The sequence below is a fragment of the Natrinema sp. 74 genome, from assembly GCF_046097095.1.
In the GTDB taxonomy this organism is placed as follows: domain Archaea; phylum Halobacteriota; class Halobacteria; order Halobacteriales; family Natrialbaceae; genus Natrinema.
On record NZ_CP175698.1, the window covers coordinates 1,034,832 to 1,055,096 of the forward strand.

At 66.0% G+C, this 20,265-nt stretch carries 22 protein-coding genes; 12 read left to right on the plus strand and 10 right to left on the minus strand.

Annotated features, from left to right (window positions below):
* The first annotated feature begins 120 nt into the window (after positions 1-120).
* The 4 genes from ACJ70B_RS05145 (at position 121) to ACJ70B_RS05160 (ending at position 6,069) form a co-directional block, all read left to right on the plus strand.
* Positions 121-2,772 carry an alkaline phosphatase PhoX gene (locus ACJ70B_RS05145; RefSeq protein WP_408959341.1) on the plus strand — a complete coding sequence of 884 codons (2,652 nt, stop codon included), beginning with the start codon at positions 121-123 and terminating at the stop codon, positions 2,770-2,772.
* The gene (locus ACJ70B_RS05150) at positions 2,772-3,572 is read left to right on the plus strand and encodes a hypothetical protein (RefSeq protein ID WP_408959342.1); all 801 of its coding nucleotides are present in this window, start codon (positions 2,772-2,774) and stop codon (positions 3,570-3,572) included. Before ACJ70B_RS05145 ends, ACJ70B_RS05150 begins: the two co-directional genes overlap by 1 nt.
* 80 nt (positions 3,573-3,652) lie before the next feature.
* The gene (locus ACJ70B_RS05155; RefSeq protein ID WP_408959343.1) at positions 3,653-4,666 is read left to right on the plus strand and encodes a sodium:calcium antiporter; all 1,014 of its coding nucleotides are present in this window, start codon (positions 3,653-3,655) and stop codon (positions 4,664-4,666) included.
* Between the two features lie 110 nt (positions 4,667-4,776).
* Positions 4,777-6,069, plus strand: coding sequence for an O-acetylhomoserine aminocarboxypropyltransferase/cysteine synthase family protein (locus ACJ70B_RS05160; protein ID WP_408959344.1), 1,293 nt, complete (start codon positions 4,777-4,779; stop codon positions 6,067-6,069).
* A gap of 183 nt (positions 6,070-6,252) precedes the next feature.
* Here ACJ70B_RS05160 and ACJ70B_RS05165 read toward each other — a convergent pair whose 3' ends face one another.
* Positions 6,253-6,456 (minus strand): hypothetical protein, encoded by a 204-nt coding sequence (locus ACJ70B_RS05165; RefSeq protein ID WP_408959345.1) that lies wholly within the window; start codon positions 6,454-6,456, stop codon positions 6,253-6,255.
* Between the two features lie 225 nt (positions 6,457-6,681).
* On the opposite strand from ACJ70B_RS05165, the gene ACJ70B_RS05170 reads away from it, so the two are divergent.
* Positions 6,682-7,212, plus strand: coding sequence for a DUF5813 family protein (locus ACJ70B_RS05170; RefSeq protein WP_408959346.1), 531 nt, complete (start codon positions 6,682-6,684; stop codon positions 7,210-7,212).
* A gap of 50 nt (positions 7,213-7,262) precedes the next feature.
* Here ACJ70B_RS05170 and ACJ70B_RS05175 read toward each other — a convergent pair whose 3' ends face one another.
* The 5 genes from ACJ70B_RS05175 to tmk all read right to left on the minus strand — a co-directional run bounded on the left by ACJ70B_RS05175 (position 7,263) and on the right by tmk (position 9,808).
* Positions 7,263-7,448 carry a hypothetical protein gene (locus tag ACJ70B_RS05175; RefSeq protein WP_408959347.1) on the minus strand — a complete coding sequence of 62 codons (186 nt, stop codon included), beginning with the start codon at positions 7,446-7,448 and terminating at the stop codon, positions 7,263-7,265.
* Between the two features lie 290 nt (positions 7,449-7,738).
* Positions 7,739-7,969, minus strand: coding sequence for an Lrp/AsnC family transcriptional regulator (locus tag ACJ70B_RS05180; protein WP_408959348.1), 231 nt, complete (start codon positions 7,967-7,969; stop codon positions 7,739-7,741).
* Positions 7,969-8,748 carry a potassium channel family protein gene (locus ACJ70B_RS05185; protein WP_408959349.1) on the minus strand — a complete coding sequence of 260 codons (780 nt, stop codon included), beginning with the start codon at positions 8,746-8,748 and terminating at the stop codon, positions 7,969-7,971. Before ACJ70B_RS05185 ends, ACJ70B_RS05180 begins: the two co-directional genes overlap by 1 nt.
* Before the next feature lie 157 nt (positions 8,749-8,905).
* Positions 8,906-9,136: an Lrp/AsnC ligand binding domain-containing protein gene (locus ACJ70B_RS05190; RefSeq protein WP_408959350.1), complete on the minus strand. Its 231-nt coding sequence runs from the start codon at positions 9,134-9,136 to the stop codon at positions 8,906-8,908.
* A 66-nt stretch (positions 9,137-9,202) separates the two neighbouring features.
* Positions 9,203-9,808, minus strand: a complete 606-nt coding sequence (tmk, locus tag ACJ70B_RS05195) for a dTMP kinase (RefSeq protein WP_408959351.1) — start codon at positions 9,806-9,808, stop codon at positions 9,203-9,205.
* A gap of 111 nt (positions 9,809-9,919) precedes the next feature.
* Here tmk and ACJ70B_RS05200 point away from each other — a divergent pair, with 111 nt between their 5' ends.
* The 5 genes from ACJ70B_RS05200 to ACJ70B_RS05220 all read left to right on the plus strand — a co-directional run bounded on the left by ACJ70B_RS05200 (position 9,920) and on the right by ACJ70B_RS05220 (position 14,593).
* Positions 9,920-10,837: a complex I NDUFA9 subunit family protein gene (locus tag ACJ70B_RS05200; RefSeq protein ID WP_408959352.1), complete on the plus strand. Its 918-nt coding sequence runs from the start codon at positions 9,920-9,922 to the stop codon at positions 10,835-10,837.
* Positions 10,838-11,082: 245 nt separating this feature from the next.
* The gene (locus ACJ70B_RS05205) at positions 11,083-12,267 is read left to right on the plus strand and encodes a tubulin/FtsZ family protein (RefSeq protein WP_408959353.1); all 1,185 of its coding nucleotides are present in this window, start codon (positions 11,083-11,085) and stop codon (positions 12,265-12,267) included.
* 144 nt (positions 12,268-12,411) lie between these two features.
* Positions 12,412-13,116, plus strand: coding sequence for a 2-phospho-L-lactate guanylyltransferase (cofC, locus tag ACJ70B_RS05210; RefSeq protein ID WP_408959354.1), 705 nt, complete (start codon positions 12,412-12,414; stop codon positions 13,114-13,116).
* A gap of 62 nt (positions 13,117-13,178) precedes the next feature.
* Positions 13,179-14,351: a 7,8-didemethyl-8-hydroxy-5-deazariboflavin synthase subunit CofG gene (gene cofG / locus ACJ70B_RS05215; protein ID WP_408959355.1), complete on the plus strand. Its 1,173-nt coding sequence runs from the start codon at positions 13,179-13,181 to the stop codon at positions 14,349-14,351.
* Between the two features lie 68 nt (positions 14,352-14,419).
* The gene (locus tag ACJ70B_RS05220; protein WP_408959356.1) at positions 14,420-14,593 is read left to right on the plus strand and encodes a hypothetical protein; all 174 of its coding nucleotides are present in this window, start codon (positions 14,420-14,422) and stop codon (positions 14,591-14,593) included.
* Positions 14,594-14,613: 20 nt separating this feature from the next.
* On the opposite strand, the gene ACJ70B_RS05225 is transcribed toward ACJ70B_RS05220, so the two are convergent.
* The 4 genes from ACJ70B_RS05225 to ACJ70B_RS05240 form a co-directional block, all read right to left on the minus strand.
* The gene (locus tag ACJ70B_RS05225; RefSeq protein ID WP_408959357.1) at positions 14,614-15,066 is read right to left on the minus strand and encodes a nucleoside deaminase; all 453 of its coding nucleotides are present in this window, start codon (positions 15,064-15,066) and stop codon (positions 14,614-14,616) included.
* A gap of 62 nt (positions 15,067-15,128) precedes the next feature.
* Positions 15,129-15,887, minus strand: coding sequence for an SDR family NAD(P)-dependent oxidoreductase (locus ACJ70B_RS05230; RefSeq protein ID WP_408959358.1), 759 nt, complete (start codon positions 15,885-15,887; stop codon positions 15,129-15,131).
* A 106-nt stretch (positions 15,888-15,993) separates the two neighbouring features.
* Complete coding sequence (gene cofH, locus ACJ70B_RS05235) at positions 15,994-17,373, minus strand: 7,8-didemethyl-8-hydroxy-5-deazariboflavin synthase subunit CofH (protein WP_408959359.1); 1,380 nt, start codon at positions 17,371-17,373, stop codon at positions 15,994-15,996.
* Between the two features lie 121 nt (positions 17,374-17,494).
* Positions 17,495-18,523 (minus strand): ion channel, encoded by a 1,029-nt coding sequence (locus ACJ70B_RS05240; RefSeq protein WP_408959360.1) that lies wholly within the window; start codon positions 18,521-18,523, stop codon positions 17,495-17,497.
* A 229-nt stretch (positions 18,524-18,752) separates the two neighbouring features.
* Here ACJ70B_RS05240 and ACJ70B_RS05245 point away from each other — a divergent pair, with 229 nt between their 5' ends.
* Positions 18,753-19,043 (plus strand): hypothetical protein, encoded by a 291-nt coding sequence (locus tag ACJ70B_RS05245; RefSeq protein ID WP_408959361.1) that lies wholly within the window; start codon positions 18,753-18,755, stop codon positions 19,041-19,043.
* A 141-nt stretch (positions 19,044-19,184) separates the two neighbouring features.
* Positions 19,185-20,204: a phosphoribosylaminoimidazolesuccinocarboxamide synthase gene (locus ACJ70B_RS05250; RefSeq protein ID WP_408959362.1), complete on the plus strand. Its 1,020-nt coding sequence runs from the start codon at positions 19,185-19,187 to the stop codon at positions 20,202-20,204.
* The last annotated feature ends 61 nt before the right edge of the window (positions 20,205-20,265 follow it).

Genomic DNA, 20,265 nt, shown 5'->3' on the forward strand with positions numbered 1-20,265 from the left:
TCTATAGACGTCAGAGTCCTCTGTCCACTACGTCACCGACTGTTACCCTATAGTATCTACATTTTCATACAGACTTGTATTATAAATACTAATTAGTTAATCGTAGGTTTCTCGGCTTGCATGGTCGAATTCACTAGGCGGACGCTGATAGCATCGTCAGCGGCAGCGGCAGTCGGTGCGGGGACGGCCGGCCTCGCGGGAGCAGCTACCGATCCCGAGGAACACGACACGCTCGAGGCGCCGTACGTCAAGGGGAACATCGATCGGTTCTCGACGACGGCGTTCGGTGCCGAAGTGACCGGCCCGTTCGTCTTCGACACGGGAGAACTCCTCTACAGTCTTCAGGGCCCCCATACCGACAATCTCGAGCCGTTTAACACGGGCGGAGTCGGCATCTTCGACGACTTCCGGTTTACGTTCAACGGCAAGAACGACGAGTTCGATGACCTCGAGCCGCCGCGAACCGATCGCGAAGAGCAACAGGTCCTCTCGGCGGCCGGCGAGTACCGACTCCTCGTGCAGTCGGGCGACGAGATCAACGGCGGAACCGAACGGTTCGGTCATCCGCAGACGCCGGACGGGAGGGAACTCGTTGAAATCGCCGAAGACGCGTACGAGGGGATCGGCGACCAGGCCGACATGAACTTCTTCGTCTCGACGGACGAGGAGGGAGTAGAGGGCTATCTCTTTACCAACAACGAGATCCGACCGGGCGGAATCACGCGAACCCCCCTCTACCGGGACGAAGACGGCTACTTACAGGCCGACCTCGAGAACGCGATGGAACTCGAGAACACCGAACCGTTCCGCGCGATCGGCGGGACGAAAGTCAACTGTTACGGCGACCTCAGCCCGTGGGAGACGCCCCTGTCGGCCGAAGAGGAGTACGGTCACCCGCGGGTCAATGGGCTCGCGACGGTCAGCGACATCGTCGAGCAGGGAAGCGGCGTCGGCCTCCGCGGCGGCAGCGAGTTCTGGAACCGACCCAACATCCTCGAGGTCGATGCCTCGCTCACGGAAATCTTCGGCGACGAATCCGCGTACCCGATGGGGCTGCACAACAACCGGAACACCGAGAAACACGCCTATCACCTCGGTGCAGAGCCGATCGATCAGAGCGAGGTCGACGGCGAGGACGGCACCGAGACCGTGAACACGCCCCGTCCCATCGGCGACGAGGCGTTTCCGAACCGCTACCGGTACGGCAAGATCGTCGAAGTCACCGAGCCGACCGCCGACGTGCCGACGCCGGTCAAACACCACGTCTTCGGTCGCGCCGCGTGGGAGTGTCCCGAAGTGTTACCCGACGAACGGACGGTCTACCTCGCCTCCGACGGCGGTGCGAAGGGCATCTACAAGTTCGTCGCCGAGGAGCCGATGCCGGAGTACGACGACCGCATGGACGTCCGCGGCACTCTCTATGCGATGACGGCCACCGAGATCGGCGACGGGCCGGTCGCCGAGACCGATCTCGCTATCGAGTGGCTCCCGATGGGCACCGCGAGCAACGCCGAAGTCGAGTCCTGGATCGCCGACTACGACGACGTCACGCAGGTCGACTACCTCGAGACCCACGCCGAGACCGACTGGGCCGACGACCTCGAGCAGGCCCTGAGTGAAGCGGACGAGGAGGTCGCGATCAACGGCAATCAGGACTACATCACCGACGAGGAAATCGTCGAGTGGGCCGCCCAATACGAGGAACGCGGCCCCGACGGCGTCGACGAGGAACTCCGTCGCGTCCCCTTCCTCGAGACCCGCGCCGCGGCCAAGGAGATCGGTGCCAGCATCGAGTTCAACAAGGCCGAAGGAATCGATTCCCACGACGAGGCCGAGCCCGGCGACTTCATCTACTTCGGCATCTCCTCGCTCGGCGGCTCTCTGACCGACGAACACGGTGATATCCGATTCGACGAGGTACAAACCGGCGTCCTCTTCCGGGCCGAACTCGAGGCCGATTACAACGTCTCCCGGCTCGAACCGGTCGTCGTCGGACCGAACGAGAGCGATCCCCAGTCGGTCCTCGACGAGTCGCTCATCAACGTCGACAACGTGCTGGTGTTAGACGACGGCCGGGTGCTCCTCTGTGAGGATAAAGGAACCTTCGGCCGCACGTACCAAAACGACGCGCTGTGGGTCTACGAGCCGCCGGCCGTTCTCCGTACCGACTCGATCGCCCTCAGCCACGGCACGACCGGCGACGTGGACCTGACGCTGTCGTCGATTCCCGACGGCCTCGCGGGCGGTCGGGTCACCGTCTCCGTCGATCACCCGGACGTCGCCGAGATCACCGACGCCAGTTATCGCGACGCGCTCGAACTCACTGCCGACCCGTCGTTCGCCGACGACGGCTCGAGCGTCGAGTTCCGATTCGCCGACCTCGAGGACGAAATCGGCGCGACGCTCGAGGACGTCACGCTCGCGACGCTCTCCCTCGAGGGTGTCGGAACCGGGACGACCGATCTCACGATCGAGGTCCACTCGCTGGACGACGACGACGGACTGGCGATCGACACCCAGCCCCGTCCGGGGGTCGCGGTCGTCGGTCCGCCGCCGGTCGGCGAGGGATCAGAACAGGCTCCGACCGACCTCGACGACGACGGCCAGTTCGAGGACGTCAACGGCAACGGTCGACTCGATTACGAGGACGTCACCCTGCTGTTCGAGAACCTCGAGACCGACGCCGTCCAACTCAACGAGTCGGCGTTTGACTTCAACAAAAACGGAAAGATCGACTACGACGACGTCGCCGACCTCTACGGCGAGCTGTGATGTCAAGCTCCGAGACGGACGCGAAGTCGGCAGCGCTCGCGGGCGGGGGCCGAGACGGCGACACGGGCGGATCGCGGAGCAGGAGCCGTCCGCGGACGGGCGGTTCGCTCCGGACGCGGTTCGCGCTGGGATTCGTCGTCTGCCTCGCGATTGGACTGACACTCGGTCCCGCGGTCGGCGTCGCGGGTGCCGATATCGGTGCACCCGCGAGCACCGGCCCGGCGGCGACTGGCACACCGGCCGAAAGCACGATCGTCGTCTCGAACGACACGGTCGCACCGAACGGAACCGGCACGCACCGGATCGAACTCACCGAGGTCCCCAAGGGTCTCGCCGGCTACCAGGTCACCCTCGCGTTCGCGGACGACGGCGTCGCAACAGTTTCGAACGCCAGCTATCCGGCCCAGTACGGCATGACGACCGACCCGGTCGTGACCGCCGACGGCCGGACCGTCACCCTCGAGGCGGTCGATCTCAACGACGACATCGCGCCCGGGGCGACGAACGTCACGCTGGCGCACGTCACTGTCACCGCCACCGCGGCCGGCGAGACGGACCTGCGCGTCACGGCCGTTCAGGCCGACGCTGACGACGGCAGCCGCGTCGACCCGTCGCTCGAGGCGGGGTCGCTCACCGTCGCCGGCAATGGCTCGTCCGCGGCCGAAAGCGCGGGGACCAATGGGGGACCGAGCGCCAACGAGTCGGCCACGCCGTCCGATTCGGTCCCCGGCTTCGCGGTCGGAAGCGCGCTCGCCGCGTTGGCCACCATCGCGGTCGCCCTGCTCGCGCGGTCACGCTGACCGCGTCGTTCGGTCAGACTGTGGCTTTACCCCGCACGGCGGCGAACGAGCGGTATGGAAACCGACACCGACCGATCGGGATGATCGAAATCGTCGGACTGCTCGGCCTGGCGGCCGCCGGAACCGGGGTCCTCTGGTACGGAAGCGCCCGGCTCGAGGACGCAGCGAACGACCTCGCAGATAGCTACGGCCTGCCGGCGGTCGTCCAGGGTGCCGTGATCGCCGCCGTCGGCTCGAGCATGCCCGAACTGGTGAGCGTGTTGCTCGCGACGCTGGTCCACGGCGCGTTCGAACTCGGCGTCGGCGCGATCGTCGGCTCGGCGGTGTTCAATCTGCTGGCGATTCCGGGCCTCGCTGTGGTGCTCGGCGGCGGCATCGATACGACGCGCGAACTGGTCTACAAGGAGGCGCTGTTTTACATGCTCGCGGTCGCGTCGCTGCTGTTGACGTTTTCGCTCGCGGTCATCTACAATCCGGTCACCGCGGCTGACAGCCTCGTTCGAGGCGACGTCTCGCGCCCACTCGCGGCGTTTCCCGTCGCGCTGTACGGCCTCTACGTCTTCACCCAGTACCTCGACACCGCCGACGAGGGACGAACGGGGGACACGTCGGTCGATACGGCACGAGCCTGGCTCCGCTTCGGCGTCGGCCTCGTCGTGATCGTCGTCGGCGTCGAGGCCCTCGTCCGGGCGGCGGTCGGCCTCGGGGACGCGTTTGGCACCCCGTCGTTCCTCTGGGGGATGACCGTCGTGGCAGCCGGCTCGAGTCTGCCTGACGCGTTCGTCAGCATCGCGGCCGCACGGGCTGGTCGCCCGACGGTGACGCTTGCGAACGTCCTCGGGAGCAACACCTTCGATCTGCTCGTCTGTGTGCCCGCCGGCGTCCTCGTCGCCGGCTCGCTGACGGTAACCTTCGCCCATATCGTCCCGATGATGAGTTTTCTGGTGCTGGCGACGATCGTGTTTTTCGGCATCTCACGGACCGAAATGCGTCTCTCACGCGGCGAGGCGTGGACGTTACTCGGGCTGTACGCGGCCTTCGTCGGCTGGCTGGTGCTCGAAAGCCTCCGAGTTAGCAGCGTGCTCGAGCTCTGATCGTGAGTCTCGAGCCCGTCTCCGCCGGTGATGGCGTCCGGACGTAGCGAGGGACGATTCGAGGGGGTTCGTCTAGTGGTTTTACGAGGGGCCGATGCAACGACGCTGGTATGAGCGACGATTCAGACTCGGACGAGCACCGCTTTGCCACGAACAGCGTCCACGCCGGGCAGGAACCCGATCCGACCACGGGAGCCCGCGCACCGCCGCTGTATCAGACCACCTCCTACGAGTTCGAGGACACCGACCACGCCGCCGCCCTGTTCGGCCTCGAGGAGACCGGGAACATCTACTCGCGGATCATGAACCCGACGAACGCGATGCTAGAGGAGCGCATCGCGACCCTCGAGGGCGGCGTCGGCGCGCTCGCCACGTCCTCGGGGATGGCCGCGTTCGACCTCGCGACGTTCATCCTCGCGGAGGTGGGCGACAACATCGTCTCCTCGTCGTCGCTGTACGGCGGGACCTACACCTACCTCACTCACACCGTCGAGAAGCGTGGCATCGAGACCAAATTCGTCGACACGCTCGACTACGACGCCTACGCGGAGGCCATCGACGACGACACCGCGTTCGTCCACCTCGAGACGATCGGCAATCCGGCGCTCGTGACGCCGGACATCGAGCGGATCGCGGACATCGCCCACGACCACGACGTGCCACTGTTCGTCGACAACACCTTCGCGACGCCGTACCTGTGCCGGCCCCTCGAGCACGGCGCTGACCTGGTCTGGAACTCGACGACGAAGTGGCTCCACGGCGCGGGCTCGACCGTCGGCGGCATCTTAGTCGACGGCGGCTCATTCCCGTGGGACGAGGGCGATTATCCCGAGATCACCGAGCCGAACCCGGCCTACCACGGCGTCAACTTCCACGAGACGTTCGGCGAGATGGCCTTCTCGGTCGTCGCCCGCACCCGCGGCCTGCGCGACCTGGGCAACCAGCAGGCCCCCTTCGACGCCTGGACCACCCTGCAGAAACTCGAGTCGCTGCCTCTGCGGATGGAGAAACACTGCGACAACGCGATGGTCGTCGCGGAGTACTTAGAGGACCATCCCGACGTCGAGTGGGTCAACTACCCCGGCCTCGAGAGCCACGAGACCCACGAGAACGCCGCGGAGTATCTGGAGGGCGGCTACGGCGGCATGATTACCTTCGGCCTCAAGGGCGGCTACGACGCGGCCGAAACGGTCTGTAACGAGGTCGACCTCACGAGCCTGCTGGCGAACGTCGGCGACGCGAAGACGCTGATCATCCACCCCGCGAGCACCACCCACCAGCAACTCACCGAGGAGGAGAAACTCGCCGGCGGCGTCACCGACGATCTGGTGCGCCTCTCGGTCGGCATCGAAGACGTCGACGACGTGATCGCGGATCTCGACCGGGCGATCGAACAGACGTGAGTCGAGGGCCAGAAGTGCTGGAGAGGCCGCAACCGGCATCGCTGCCGGTAATAGGCCCTCGCTGTAGCTAGCCCCACCATCGAGCGCACTCGCTTCGATCACACTCTCGCGCCGAGCGGGGCACTCACCGAGGGCACAGCGGAGCAGAGCGTCGCGACCCGTTGACCGACCGCGGAGAAGGAGCTACGGCGCTCGAGTCGAGTGACAGCGAGCGCGAGAGTCCGAGGCAGCGTCGCTCGAGCCGTCGAGATCGACGTTGTCTTCGCCGGTCTCGGCCTCCTCGTCGGCGTTTCGCACACCGATCGGGAGACCGGAGCCGCAGTCGTCGTCCGTCCCGAGGAGGCGAGCGAACCGACGACGTTCCGCAGCGTGTCTATCGAGACTCATCTCATCGGATAGAGGCCGGTTTCCCACGTAGTAATGCGGCGCATTTTCGGTAACAACTTGTTACTTCTCGAGCGAAACGGTCGGAACGATCGAAACTGCGTCCGGGTCCGTCTCGACAGCCTGACACCGCTTTGCGGCCCCGACACCACTGGCGGCCCCGACACCGCTTTGCGTCCGACCTCCGCAACGTAACACCCTTTTCCGCGACGCCCCTTCGCTCTCCTAATGACCGATCTTCCCGACCCCGTCGAGCGCGAACTCGAGTCTCACGACGCCTTCGATCGGACCGACGACGGCTACGAACTGACGACGACCGTCTTCGAAACGACCGTGGCGGCCGACGACGCCGAGGGGAAACGCGACGGCCGATTTCGCGTCACCGTTTCCCTCCCGGCGCTCGACGCCGCCGTCGCGGACGAAGTCGTCGCTCCCGTTGTCGAAGACGGCTGGTTCGAGACACTCGAGCGCCGCCTTGAGGACACCTTCGGCGTCGCACACACGAGCACTCACGACGAACCCGTCGTCGAACGCGAGACGGACGAGGTCCGTGTCCGCCTCGAGTACACCGCCTGGGACGCCGCCGAGGGTGTCGCCGACGCCAAAGCCCTCGTCGAGTTCGTCGAAGGGACCTACGCGCAGGGGCTCATCCCCGGCTACGAGTACCGCGGCCCGGCGGCGACGCTGCTCGAGAACGCCCAGGATCGCGGCCAGCAGGCCGCAGACGAAAACGGGCGCAGCGGCGGGATGCCACTCTAAGCGACGAAAACAAATCCGATATCGAAGCGAAAGGCGCTGAACCGGGCGAACTACTCCTCCGGACGCCGGTCGTGCGTATAGACCTCGGTCCAGAGGAACCCGACGCCGATAGCGGCGTAGAGAAGCCCCAGCGCGGCGGATATCTGGTCGCCCGTCGCCCGGAACGACCACGCCTGAACGAGCCCCAGGAGAACCATCGCGATCCCGATCGCCGCTTTCTGCCGCGTACTCGCCATGTCGATCTATTGGGTTGCTCGAGTGATAAATACGCTCACTTCCGATCGGCTGCATACGGACACATAGACCCGTATACTGGCCGGGGGTGCGGCTCGATCAGACGTGAGAGCCGCGCGACCCGGGGGAGGGCAGGCCGGTACCCAGTCACTGGCCGCGAGTGAGCGCCGACGGCGCGAACGAGCGGGCCGACGACCAACCTGGAACGTAGTGGAGGGGAGGAAAGAGTGCGGTTACTCGAATTGTTGCCGAGGGTGCGCCTTCGGCGCATCCGCAGCGCAAAACTTCGTTCTTAATCCATCGCGATGTACGTCTGCGTGTCCTCGACGCCCTCGATGGCCTGAATGCGGGTGGCGGCGATTTCCTTGACCGCGGCCGGCGTCTCGACCTGGGCTTTCGCGATGAGGTCGACGTCGCCGGCGACGATGTGGGCCGATCGCACGCCGTCGATGGATTCGATGCTGTCTCTGAGCCGGTCCGCCTCGCCCGTGTTCGCTTTGATCATGACGAACGCTGTGACCATTAGTTGGCACCTCCAGTATCGGTCTCCGGTTCGGACTCCGCTGTGTCAGTTTCGGTCTCCGTCAGTAGTTCCGTCGCGCCGGAGCGCGCGTCTGAGCCCGCGTTGGCGGCTGCCTCGTCCGGCGTCTCGCCGACCAGCAGTTGGCGTACCTCGCTCAGAACGTCGAAGTCCGCGAGGACGACGAGTCGGTCGCCGTCCTCGAGCGAGAGGTCCTCGTTCGGGATTCCGAGGTCCCCATCGTGCTTGCCGAAGGCGAGGACGGTCGCGTCGGCGGGCAACTGCAGTTCGCTGATCGTGTAGCCGTTGACGGGAGCCGCGTCGGTGATCGTGAGTTCGACGACCTGCAGGTGGGGCGCGATGTCAGCGATGGCGCGGATCGTGCCGCCGAGCAAGGCGTTTTTTGCGCCGATCGCGCCGAGGCGCTCGGGGTAGATCACCTCGTCGACCTGATCGGCGTACTTGCGGTAGATTCCTTCGCGGTAGGCCTCGTCGATCCGCATGACCGTCCGGCAGTCGTAGTGGTTCCCGATCATGCAGGCGGTGAAATTGACGTTCAGGTCGCCTGTCAGCGCGCCGATGGCGTCGGCGTCTGCGACGCCGGCCTCCTCGAGAACGTCTTCGCGAGAGCCGTCGCCCTCGACGGCGGGAAACTCTTGATTACGGGCGCGTCTGATCGTCGGCTCGTCCCGTTCGACCAGCGTCACCTCGTGGCCTTCGTCGCGCAAGACGCGTGCCGTGCGTAGGCCGACTCGTCCTGCCCCGATAATCACGAACCGCATGGACAGGGATACGCCGGCCCCCGTGAATAACTTTGCCCCCGAGTACCATGGTAATCGTTCGAACAGCGGCGCTCGAGCGACACCAGCGACGCAGGGGAGACGCGAAGCGAACCGAAGCGAGAGCAGATGCGGAACGGCCGATCCCAGTCGGATTGCGCTATCCCATGGCGATGTAGGTCTTCGTATCCGTGACACCGCCGAGTCCCTGCACGCTCGAGGAGACGGTCTGTAACACGTCGTAAACCTCCGGTGCGTCGACCTCCGCGATGATGTCGTAGTTGCCCGCGACGATGTGGGCGTCGGCGACCGGCTCGAGGCCACCGATCTCAGCGAGCAGCCCCTCGGACTTTCCGGCGGCCGTCTTCACCATGATGAACGCGTGGACCATCGAGCGTGTGGTACACGGTGGCACGACTAAAGCGTTTGCCCGAGCGCGGTCGGTCGCGGACGGCTCTCAGCGCGTCCCAGCGCCCGCCTCGGCCAGCGCGTCGGTCACCGCCTCGAGCACCGCGTCCGGCGATTGCGTCGCGTCGACACGGACGAACCGGTCGGGGTCGCGCTCGATCAGTCGTTCGTAGTTGTCGCGAACTGCGGCGAGATACTCGGCGCGTTCGAACTTGTTCGTCGTCCCCGCTCGGGCGGCGGCGGTCTCGGAGTCGAGGTCGAGGTAGATCGTCAGGTCCGGTTCGACCGAGAACGGTCGGTGAACGTCGGCGACGTACTCGAGAGGGTCCGCGAGGTCGACGCGCTCCGAGCGCTCGAGAGTCGCGCCCTGGTAGGCAAAGCGGGAGTCCGAGTAGCGATCGGAGATCACGAGGGCACCGCGCTCGAGGGCGGGTTCGATCACCCGCGAGAGGTGGTCGGCGTGGTCGGCGGTGTACAGAAAGAGCTCCGCCAGCGGGTCGGCGTCGTCGTCCTCGATCGAGCGGTAGACGGCATCGCCGTACCACGAATCGTCCGTGGGTTCGCGCGTGAAGGTGGCCTCGGGATAGCGGTCGCGCAGGGCTTCCCAGACCGTCGTCTTCCCACTGCCGTCCAGTCCCTCGAGCGTGACCAGCATGGTCCCACCTCGTGGAGAGCGGTATTTAGATGTAGCACAATCCATCGAGCATCGGTCGCACCGAACGGTGAGGCGGCCACCTATTTATCGCTGCGACGGCACAGTCCGCGTATGGAGATCCTCGTCGCCGGCGGGACCGGCTTCATTGGCACGAACCTGTGTGCGGAACTGGCCGAGCGCGGCCACGAGGTGACGGCACTGTCGCGGTCTCCGGACGCCGGCGATCTCCCCGACGGCGTCGACTCGGCGATGGGCGACGTGAGCGCGTACGACTCGATCGTCGACGTCGTGTCGGGCTACGACGCCGTGGTCAACCTCGTCTCGCTCTCGCCGCTCTACCAGCCGCCGACGGGGAAAACCCACGAGGAGGTCCACCTCGGAGGGACCGAAACCCTCGTCCGGGCCGCCGAGGCCGGCGGCGTCGACCGATTCCTGCAGATGAGCGGGCTCGGAGCCGATCCGAACGGCAAGACCGCCTTCCTTCGCGCCAAGGGGAACGCCGAGGAGGTCGTCAGGAACTCGAGCCTCGCGTGGACGATCGTCCGCCCGTCGGTCGTCTTCGGCGACGGAGCCGAGTTCCTCGCGTTCACGAAGACGGTGACGACGCCGCACGTGACGGGGCTGCCGGGTGGCGGGAAGACCCGATTCCAGCCGATCTGGGTCGGCGATCTGGTTCCGATGCTGGCCGAGGCGCTGGCGGACGACGCTCACGTCGGCGAGACGTACGAACTCGCCGGTCCGGAAGTGCTCACGCTCGCCGACGTGACGGAACTGGCCTATGCGGCCGAGGGGACAGACGTCACGATCGTCCCGGTTCCGATGGAGCTGTCGAAGCTCGGGCTCACGATCGTCGGGCCGGTGCCGTTCATCCCGTTCGGTCCGGATCAGGCTCGCTCGCTCGAGGTCGACAACACCGTCGCCGACAACGACGTGACCGCGTTCGGTCGCGACCCGACTGCACTGACGACGCTCGGCGCGTACCTCGGCCTCGAGAGCGGTACTCGGGTGCAGTCGGCGGAAGCGGCGTAAGCGCGAGTATCGCGTTCACTACCGGACGGCGGCCGTCACTGTTCGATCTCGGCCGTCGGAGACACGTATTATGAAAAACATCACCGTCCGGAACAGAAGTCGTTTTCGTCTCGAAATATCGGCCTGAACACGCCATCAGTCGCCCGATTTGGGCCGATATGGAATTAATAAAGAAATTCAGTTTAGCACAAGACTTATATCCTCCATCGCACTGTTACCAATCCAACGGAGCCCCCTGACAAACAATGAAGCTGGCGATGATCGGATTCGGACAGGCCGGTGGCAAAATCGTCGATCGATTCCTCGATTACGACGATCGGACGAACAGCGGAATCGTCCGGGCGGCGATCGCCGTCAACTCCGCGAAGGCGGATCTCATCGGTCTCGACAACATTCCACAGGAGAATCGCGTACTCATCGGCCAGGCCCGCGTGAAGGGCCACGGTGTGGGTGCTGACAACGAGCTCGGCGCGGAAGTCGCCGAGGAGGACATCGACGAGGTGCAAAACGCCATCGACTCGATCCCGACCCACGAGGTCGACGCCTTCCTGATCGTCTCCGGCATGGGCGGCGGCACCGGTTCGGGTGGTGCGCCCGTCCTCGCAAAGCACCTCAAGCGGATCTACACGATCCCCGTCTACGGGCTCGGCGTCCTGCCGGGCACCGACGAGGGCGGAATCTACACGCTCAACGCGGCTCGATCGTTCCAGACGTTCGTCCGCGAGGTCGACAACCTGCTCGTCTTCGACAACGACTCCTGGCGACAGACCGGCGAGTCCGTCGAGGGCGGCTACGAGCAAATCAACGAGGAGATCGTCCGCCGCTTTGGCATCCTCTTCGGTGCCGGCGAGGTCGGCGACGGCCAGGAAGTCGCCGAGAGCGTCGTCGACTCTTCAGAGATCATCAACACGCTCTCCGGCGGCGGTGTCTCTACCGTCGGCTTTGCGAGCGAGGAGGTCGAACTCAACTCCGGCGGCGGCGGCCTCCTCTCTCGATTCACCGGCGACGGCGGCACTGGCGACGACGATCTCGACGCCGCGAACACCACGAACCGCATCACAAGCCTCGTCCGCAAGGCCGCGCTCGGCCGACTGACCCTTCCCTGCGAGATCGAAGGGACCGAACGCGCCCTGCTCGTCCTCTCTGGACCCTCGGAGTATCTAAACCGGAAAGGCATCGAACGCGGGCGCAAGTGGCTCGAGGAGGAAACGGGCAGCATGGAAGTCCGCGGCGGTGACTTCCCGCGAGGGGAGCCCGAAGTGTCCGCGGCGATCCTCCTGTCGGGCGTCACGAACGTCCCGCGGATCAAGCGCCTCCAGCAGGTCGCCATCGAGGCCCAGGACAACATGGACGACATCCAGCAGGAAAGCGAAGAGAACCTCGAGGAACTCGTCGAAGACGACGAGGACGAACTCGAGCCGCTCTTTTAGACCACCATTCATCCGGTTTTCTGACGGCTCGAGCGGCCGCGCTCGGCTCGTGTCGGGGGGCGCGAGATCGAGTCCGGACGCGGACGCGAGAGCCCGACTCCGACGTGCTTTTGAGCGCGCCCGGACTACCGCAATCTGATTCAGATGCGCGTCGTCGTCCCGTTTGCCGCCGAGACGCCGAAGACTCGCCTCGAGCCCACACTCACGGCAGCCGAGCGCTCGGCGTTCGCCCGCGCGATGCTCGTGGACGTGTTGCGCGCGGTCGTCGAAGCGGGCCACGAGCCGACGGTCGTCTCGACTGCGCCACTTTCCATCGCCGACCTCGAGTTGCCCGGCGAAGTCGAAGCGGCGACCTCGGTGACGGTCGACGACCGGCCGCTCACCGAGGCGGTCAACGCGCGACTGCCCGGTGGGAGCGAGAGCGACGCGGACGGAGACGATGGCGAGGACACCGAAGCGGTCGCCGTCGTCATGGCCGACCTCGCGCTGGCGACACCGACCGCGCTCGAGGCGCTGTTCGCCGCCGACGCCGACGTGGCGATCGCGCCGGGGCGGGCCGGCGGGACGAACGCGCTCGTCGTCCGCGAGCCTGCGTTCCGGGTCGACTACCACGGAGCCTCCTATCTCGACCACCGCGAGCTCGCCCGCGAGGCCGGGGCCACCCTCGAGACGGTTGACTCGTTTCAGCTCGCGACGGATATCGACGAACCCGACGAGATAGTCGAGGTGCTCGTCCACGGCCACGAGACCGACCGCGCTCCGTCCTATCTCCGCGAACTCGGATTCGATCTCGCCGAACGGGAGGGACGAGTCACAGCCGTTCGCGGTGAGCCGGCAGGGTCGGAGTAGCGCCGGCGGCGGGACGCCGCGAAGCCAAGCCCTTATGTGCCGAGCGACGGCATTCAGAGGTAATGTTTCCCGGGGCGGACGAGTACGGCGTCGATATCGCGGTCGACGATCGGGCCGTCGAGGACCTCCTGCAAGTGAGTCCGAACGACGTCGACGCGCCGCCGCGCCTGACCTACGCGCGGAACGTGTTCGTGCCGCTCACGACTGCCTGTCGATACACCTGCACGTACTGTACCTACTTCGACCCGCCGGGGCAGGCCTCGCTGCTTTCGCTCGAGGAGGTCCGCGAGATCTGCCGGCGCGGCGCGGACGCCGGCTGTACCGAGGCGCTGTTTACCTTCGGCGACGACCCCGACGACCGCTACACCGAGATCCACACGCAACTCGAGGCGTGGGGCCACGACTCGATCCACACCTACCTGCGCGAGGCCTGTGAGGTCGCACTCGAGGAGGGGCTCTTACCCCACGCGAACCCCGGCGACCAGACCCGCGAGCAGATGGAAACCGTCGCGGACGTCAACGCCAGCATGGGCGTGATGCTCGAGACGACCGCCGAGGTCGGGGCCCACGCCGGTCCGCGGCGCAAGGTGCCCGGCCAACGCTTGCGAACACTGAAAAATGCGGGCGAACTCGACGTGGCGTTTACGACCGGGATTCTGGTGGGGATCGGCGAGAGCTGGCGGGATCGCGCCGAGAGCCTGCTCGCGATCCGAACACTCCACGAGCGCTACGATCACATTCAGGAGGTGATCGTCCAGCCGGTCGTGGACAACGAGCGGTGGTCCGACGGCTCGCCCGATCTCGCGACGATGCGGCAGGTGACGGCGATGGCGCGCGCTGCGTTACCGGAGGAGATTTCGGTGCAGGTGCCCCCCAATCTCGCGCCCGCCAAGGACCTGATCGACTGCGGCGTCGACGATCTGGGCGGCGTCTCGCCGGTCACCGACGACCACATCAACCCCGACTACACGTGGCCCGCCTTACGCGAACTCGAGGAGATCGCCGATCACGCCGGCGTCCCGCTCGGTGAACGGCTCCCGGTCTACGAGCGGTTCTTGCCCGCCGACCTCCGGACGGACGGCTTCGACGGGCGGGTCGCCGACGGTGCCGACGGTGCCGACGGTGGGCGGAAGTGGCTCTCGCCGACGATTCGAGACGCGCTCGCGGCCGACAATGTGGCCGGGCGGCGCTATCGGGCGGTGCTTCGCGACGAGACGGCGGCCGCCGCGGACTGACCGGCGTGAGCCGGCTCGCGCTCGCTCCGAATCGAGTCGGTTATCCGCTGCTATCCCTGAGGACGGGTGTGACATCCCCTGGACCCGTCTCCGACGAGGGGCGAACGCTCAAAAGTCGCGGATACCGAATCACCGTCGACGAGGGCCGTGACTCGTTTTTCGCGATCAGCCTCGAGGACCCCGAGAGCGAAACGGCGTGGCTCATGTCGGACACCGTCCGTTCGCTCGACGAAATGCAGTAGCGATCCCGCAGGAGCGACCGTCAGAAATAGTCCTCGTGGACCGCGAGTCCCTCGTCCTCGAGCACCGGCCCCTCGACGGTCGTCGAGCCGCCGGCCCGGTTGACGACCTCCGTGCAAGGAATCTCGATAACGCCGTCGTCCCGAAGTTCCGCCAGTGAATTGACCGAGACGCTGTAGACGACCCGTCCGAGCCCCGCGTAGACGATCGCGCTCGCACACATCGGGCACGGTTCGGTGCTCGTGTACATCGTACACGCCGCGCGCTCGTCGGGCTCGAGTTCGCGTGCGGCCCACCGGGCCAGTTTGAACTCCGGATGGGCGGCGATGTCGTCGTCCGTGATCGTCGTGTTCTCGGCCGTTCGAACGACCTCGTCGTCGACGACGAGGAGCGAGCCGAAGGGGGTGTTGCCGTTTTCGACCGCCGATCGCGAGCGGTCGATCGCCCGCTGTACGTACACCTCATCGTTTGCCATACCGGTTCGTCGGTCGCCACCACCGAAACGGTATCCCCTCGCCGCGGGCCGTGACGGCGGCGTTACGAACAGGAGAAGCCGCCGTCGACCACCAGCTCCTCCCCGGTGATCCAGGCGGCCTCGTCGCTGGCGAGGAACAACATCGCGTTGGCGATGTCCTCCGGCCGGCCGAGGCGCTTGAGCGGGTAATAGCGGGACATCTCTTCTTTGGTCTGCTCCCACTCCTCCTCGGTGTGGTTCTTTCGTGGCATCGCGGTGTCGGTCACGCCCGGACAGACCGCGTTTGCTCGAACGCCGGCCGGGCCGACCTCTGCCGCGACGGTGCGCGTGAAGTTGACCACTGCGCCTTTCGAGAGCGAGTACGCGCCCAACTGCGGTGCGCCGATGACGCCGGCCAGCGACGCCGTGTTGACGATCGCACCCGAGCCCTGTTCCTTGAAGTGTGGAATCACGGCGTGACAGCCGTTCCAGACGCCCTTGACGTTCACGTCGATGACCCGGTCGCGCTCGCCTTCGTCGATCTCCTCGACGTTCGAACGCTCGTGGCTGACTCCCGCGTTGTTGAGCATGATATCGAGACCGAACTCCGAGACCGCCTCGTCGACCGCCGCGTGGACCGCGTCGGCGTCCCGCACGTCTACCTCGAGCGCAGCCCCACCTCGTCCCGCGTCTTCGACGCGGCCGATCGTCTCTTCGGCGCTCTCGAGGTCGATATCGGCCGCGACGATCGTCGCGCCCTCTTCGGCGAACAGTTCGGCGGCTTTCCGGCCGAGGCCGGACCCTGCACCCGTGACAAACGCTGTCTTGCCTTCGAGTCGCATACCCATAGACCCTCGAGAGGCCACATAAAGTATTTCACGGCGGAAAAACGGGAGGAGACCGGTTCGGCCGGCCAATTCGCGTCGGCAGCGGTGGCGGCGCGACGGATCAGTCGTCCACGATTGCGGTTCGCTCCGCGCTCTCATCGCGGGTCAACAGCGGCGTTCCGTCGGCGTTGGGCCCGAGTTGCGGGCCAAATGGCGGGTCGTCGGGGTCGATGACGCGGCGTCGCTCGTAGTCGGTCGAGCGCTCGACCGGCACGCGGCCGATCGAGGAGATCATCTCGACGTAGTCGTCGAACGACCGGAATTCACCGAAGCCGCCGCCGGCGCGTTTGGTGATCTCCTCCGAGAGGATCGTCCCCATGTAGTCGTCGGCCCCGCAGTTGAGCATCTTCAGCCCCCGCTCGTCGCCGTACTTGACCCACGACGACTGGATGTGGTCGATGTTGTCGAGGAACAGCCGCGAGACGGCGATCAGCAGTTCGTCCTCGTCCGCGCTCGCGCCGCCGGAGACCACGTCGTGCTCGAACAGCGGTGTGTTCTGGTGGATGAAAGAAAGCGGGACGAATTCCGAGATATTGCCGGTGCGGTCCTGTAGATCCCGAATTCGTTTTAAATGTAGTGCGCGGTGGGCCTCGTTCTCGACGTGACCGTACATGATCGTCGCCGTCATCCCGAGGCCGACATCGGCGGCGGCCTCCATCGCCTCGAGCCAGCCCTCCGTCTCGATCTTGCCGGGGCAGATCACCTCGCGGACCTCCTCGACGAGGATCTCGGCCGCGGTACCGGGGACCGTGTCCAGCCCCGCCTCCTTGAGCCGGCGGTAGACCTCCTCGTAGGACCAGTCGGTGCCGCGCCGGGCGTGGTAGGCCTCTTCGGGCGTCATCGAGTGAACGTGGACGCCGCCGACGCTCATCGCCGCGATCTGATCCGTATAGGTGCCGGGGCTGGTGTCGTAGACCGCCGGCGGCTTGTAGTTGACCTCCTTCGGATTCGGGTGGGCCTCGAGGATCTCCCGGTGTTCGTCGTCGAGCGCGAACGCGGGGTGCAGGCCCGAGACCGAGGTCACCTCGTAGATGCCACGCTCGACGGCGTCGGCGACGATCTCGCGCGATTCGGCGGGTGTCTTCGTGAAGCCGGCCGTCTCGACCGCTGTCTCGCGCTCGAAGGTGTGGGCGGCGTCCTTGAAATTACAGAACAGACAGCCCACGTTGCAGGCCGTCGTGACGTTGTTGTTCAGGTTCGCGATGAAGGTGACCTCCTCGCCGACCACCTCGGCGCGGCGCCGATCGGCCGCCTCGAGGACGCGTTCCTTGCGCGTCCGGTCGATGCCCTCGCTGTCCGTCCCCGTGGTCAGCAACTCGGTCGCATCGTCGACGGTCAGTCGGTCGCCGTCGCGTGCTTTCGCCAGCGCGTTCTCGAAGGACTGGTCGGTCTCGGGGACGTGTTCGAACGTGAGGTCGGCCTCGGTCACCGGTCGCTCCATCGGAGAAACGATACCCGTACAGCGAGAAAAGCGTGGTGGAGTCGGCGAACCAGTGGGGCGAGCTCGGTCGTTTCGATCGGCCCCTCGAGCGAAAGGGCCAGTCGACCGCCCGCCGTCGGGCTCACTGTTCTCGTGGGCTGGGCGCAGCCGACATCGGTTCCGATGTCGGCCACTGCCGGACGTCGGAGGAGATCAGTGCGAGCAGCCTGCGACGGCGTTCGTCGAGGTCCACGACGGCGGCATCGAACGCCTCGTCGGAGACGGTCGGCACCCCCGCGTTGCGGAGCGGTTCGAGGGTCGGTGCGGGCGGGGTTCGATCCGCGGGTTCGACGAACGTGTCGTGAAGCGTCTCGAGATAGCTGTGGACGCTCGCCCGCACGGTTTTCACGGTGATATCGTCGGGGCGGTCACCGTCGGACACCCCGAACCGAAACAACGTGAGTGCGTCGTCGAGAGCGGCGATGCTCGCCACCGGTGCCCGACTGCGCTGGTTGCTGTGGAAGTAGTGGAGGATCGGATACGCCTTGTGGTTCTCCGTGAGCGTGTTCAGTTGCGACGCGAGGTCGTTTAGCGGGACCTCGAGGCCCCGAAACTCCTCGCCGTCCCAGCCGGCGCGGACGATCTCGTCGCCGCTCGTTCCGAGCCCGCTCACGTCGCTTGCAAACGATCGTTTCTGCGTGACGGCGTCGAGCACGGAGAGGACGTAGGTGACGATCAGGGTGACAAAGAGCATCCCGCTGGCGGTCGCGAGCGTGACCGCGAGTTGCCAGACGCCGTCTCGCGGGACGTAATCGCCGTTTCCGAGCGTGAAGATCGTGTATCCGGTGACGTAGACGTGCTCGAACCAGGAGAGCGGCCCTTTATCGATCGTATCGATGAGGGGATGTGCGCCGCTTGCGAAGATGAGCGTCCAGCCGGCCCAGAGAAGGAGGATCCAGACGGAGAGGCCGACAACAAGGATCGCCGGCCCGGCGAGGGTGAGCAGCCGCGAATTCCGGTCACCGATTCGCTTGAACACGCTCCACGTCCATGCCATCAACCGCGACGTGAGTGGTCCGGCACCGCCTTCGACCCAAAGCGTCGTCCACAGGAGGTCCACGACGGCGACGCCGAGAAGGACGGCTCCGACGAAAAACGGGATCGGATCCATCTCAGCGACACCGCTCCGTCGGACGCCGACTCGGGTTCCGACCGTCGCGGCGACCACCGGCCCGCGCGCGGACGACGCGCTGCTGTGTACTCGATGCGATCACGCGCGGCCGTTCGTGCTCGAGCCGGAAAGGGTTCAAGCCGGAATGTTCGCGGGCGGAGTGACAGCCCCGCGGCGCTCGTCGAACGCAAGTCCCTGAACTATCAGAGCGGACCACGTCCCGTCTCGTATGAGTTCACGGACGCCACAGGAATGCATCGACCGCGCGCTCGACGAAGCGACCGACGAGGAGACGCGAGCGGCCGCGATTCGCGAGCTGAAAACGGCCAACGAGTGCGACGAACTCGAGGCACTCGTTCGACGGGAAACCCTAGAGGAGCAGTTCCGACGGCAGGCCCTCGAGGCGCTGGCGACGCCCCAGTGTAACTCGACGCTTCGCGAGGTCGTCGAGGAGGAGTCACTCGGCGGATCGCTGCGGGAAGACGCCGAGGAACTACTCGCGACCGTTGAGGACGACTGAGTGAGCGGCCCGATCACCGGCCGCGCCGTCGGACTGGCGGCCGCACCGTATCCGCCGGACGGATACTGAAACCTTCTTACCGTCCGACCACGGCAACTGGGGTATGAACCGCGGCGGCGGCCACGTTCTGGGGTGTCTCGTATGACGAGTGTCAAAGAGTTCCGCATCGAGGAGGAGGCGACCGCCGACGACCTCGGTCGCGGCTCGTTCGTCTTCACCGACGACTACTCGGTGTTCGACTGGGGGAAGATGCCCGATCAGATCCCACAGAAGGGCGCGAGCCTCTGTACGATGGGCGCGTTCAATTTCGAGCTGCTCGAGGCCGAGGGCGTGCCGACCCATTACCGCGGTATCGTCGAGAACGGCGACGTCATCGGACTCGAGGACGCTTCCCACCCGCCCTGGGAGATGGCCATCGGGCTGACGCAGGTGCCCGACTTACCCCACGAGGGCCGCGAATACGACTACGGCCGGTATCACGACGCGGCCGGCGAGAACTACCTGATCCCCCTCGAGATCGTCTTTCGCAACCGCGTCCCCGTCGGCTCGAGCCTGCGACGCCGGACCGAACCCGCCGACCACGGCCTCGACTTCGACGAGTGGCCCGACGAGGCCGTCGACTTAGCCGAGCCGATCGTCGAGTTCACCACGAAGTACGAGGAAAGCGACCGCCAGCTCGAGCGCGACGAGGCCAACGAGATCGCCGGACAAGCGGCGATCGACGACCTCGAGTCGGTCGCCCGCGAGGTCAATCAAATCGTCACCGATCAGGCCGATTCCGCCGGATTGGTCCACGAAGACGGCAAAATCGAGTGTCTCTACTATCAGGGAGAGATCCGCGTTGCCGACGTCGTCGGCACCTTCGACGAGAATCGGTTCAGCTACGAGGGCGTCCAGCTTTCGAAGGAGGTGCTCCGCCAGTACCACAAGCGCACGCAGCCCGAGTGGGTCCAGGCCGTCGATGTCGCCAAAGCGGAGGCCAAACGGGAGGACGTCGCCGACTGGAAGTCGCTGTGTGACACGGAGCCAGCGCCACTCGAGGAGGCGGTCCTCGAGACCGCCCGTGACATGTACTGTGCCGGAGCCAACGCGTACACCGGTCGGGAGCTATTCGACGCGCCGCCGCTCTCGAGTGCGATCGGCGCGGTCCAACGGCTGTAGGCGGGAGGCGGCCCAGACGGGCGTCGCTCCCGACGGTGGTGCGTCGCTCTTGACGGGAGGA

Coding starts and splice junctions, on each gene's coding strand:
- ACJ70B_RS05145 (WP_408959341.1), top strand. CDS start 121: ATGGTCGAATTCACTAGGCGGACGCTGATAGCATCGTCAGCGGCAGCG.
- ACJ70B_RS05150 (WP_408959342.1), top strand. CDS start 2,772: ATGTCAAGCTCCGAGACGGACGCGAAGTCGGCAGCGCTCGCGGGCGGG.
- ACJ70B_RS05155 (WP_408959343.1), top strand. CDS start 3,653: ATGATCGAAATCGTCGGACTGCTCGGCCTGGCGGCCGCCGGAACCGGG.
- ACJ70B_RS05160 (WP_408959344.1), top strand. CDS start 4,777: ATGAGCGACGATTCAGACTCGGACGAGCACCGCTTTGCCACGAACAGC.
- ACJ70B_RS05165 (WP_408959345.1), bottom strand. CDS start 6,456: ATGAGTCTCGATAGACACGCTGCGGAACGTCGTCGGTTCGCTCGCCTC.
- ACJ70B_RS05170 (WP_408959346.1), top strand. CDS start 6,682: ATGACCGATCTTCCCGACCCCGTCGAGCGCGAACTCGAGTCTCACGAC.
- ACJ70B_RS05175 (WP_408959347.1), bottom strand. CDS start 7,448: ATGGCGAGTACGCGGCAGAAAGCGGCGATCGGGATCGCGATGGTTCTC.
- ACJ70B_RS05180 (WP_408959348.1), bottom strand. CDS start 7,969: ATGGTCACAGCGTTCGTCATGATCAAAGCGAACACGGGCGAGGCGGAC.
- ACJ70B_RS05185 (WP_408959349.1), bottom strand. CDS start 8,748: ATGCGGTTCGTGATTATCGGGGCAGGACGAGTCGGCCTACGCACGGCA.
- ACJ70B_RS05190 (WP_408959350.1), bottom strand. CDS start 9,136: ATGGTCCACGCGTTCATCATGGTGAAGACGGCCGCCGGAAAGTCCGAG.
- tmk (WP_408959351.1), bottom strand. CDS start 9,808: ATGCTGGTCACGCTCGAGGGACTGGACGGCAGTGGGAAGACGACGGTC.
- ACJ70B_RS05200 (WP_408959352.1), top strand. CDS start 9,920: ATGGAGATCCTCGTCGCCGGCGGGACCGGCTTCATTGGCACGAACCTG.
- ACJ70B_RS05205 (WP_408959353.1), top strand. CDS start 11,083: ATGAAGCTGGCGATGATCGGATTCGGACAGGCCGGTGGCAAAATCGTC.
- cofC (WP_408959354.1), top strand. CDS start 12,412: ATGCGCGTCGTCGTCCCGTTTGCCGCCGAGACGCCGAAGACTCGCCTC.
- cofG (WP_408959355.1), top strand. CDS start 13,179: ATGTTTCCCGGGGCGGACGAGTACGGCGTCGATATCGCGGTCGACGAT.
- ACJ70B_RS05225 (WP_408959357.1), bottom strand. CDS start 15,066: ATGGCAAACGATGAGGTGTACGTACAGCGGGCGATCGACCGCTCGCGA.
- ACJ70B_RS05230 (WP_408959358.1), bottom strand. CDS start 15,887: ATGCGACTCGAAGGCAAGACAGCGTTTGTCACGGGTGCAGGGTCCGGC.
- cofH (WP_408959359.1), bottom strand. CDS start 17,373: ATGGAGCGACCGGTGACCGAGGCCGACCTCACGTTCGAACACGTCCCC.
- ACJ70B_RS05240 (WP_408959360.1), bottom strand. CDS start 18,523: ATGGATCCGATCCCGTTTTTCGTCGGAGCCGTCCTTCTCGGCGTCGCC.
- ACJ70B_RS05245 (WP_408959361.1), top strand. CDS start 18,753: ATGAGTTCACGGACGCCACAGGAATGCATCGACCGCGCGCTCGACGAA.
- ACJ70B_RS05250 (WP_408959362.1), top strand. CDS start 19,185: ATGACGAGTGTCAAAGAGTTCCGCATCGAGGAGGAGGCGACCGCCGAC.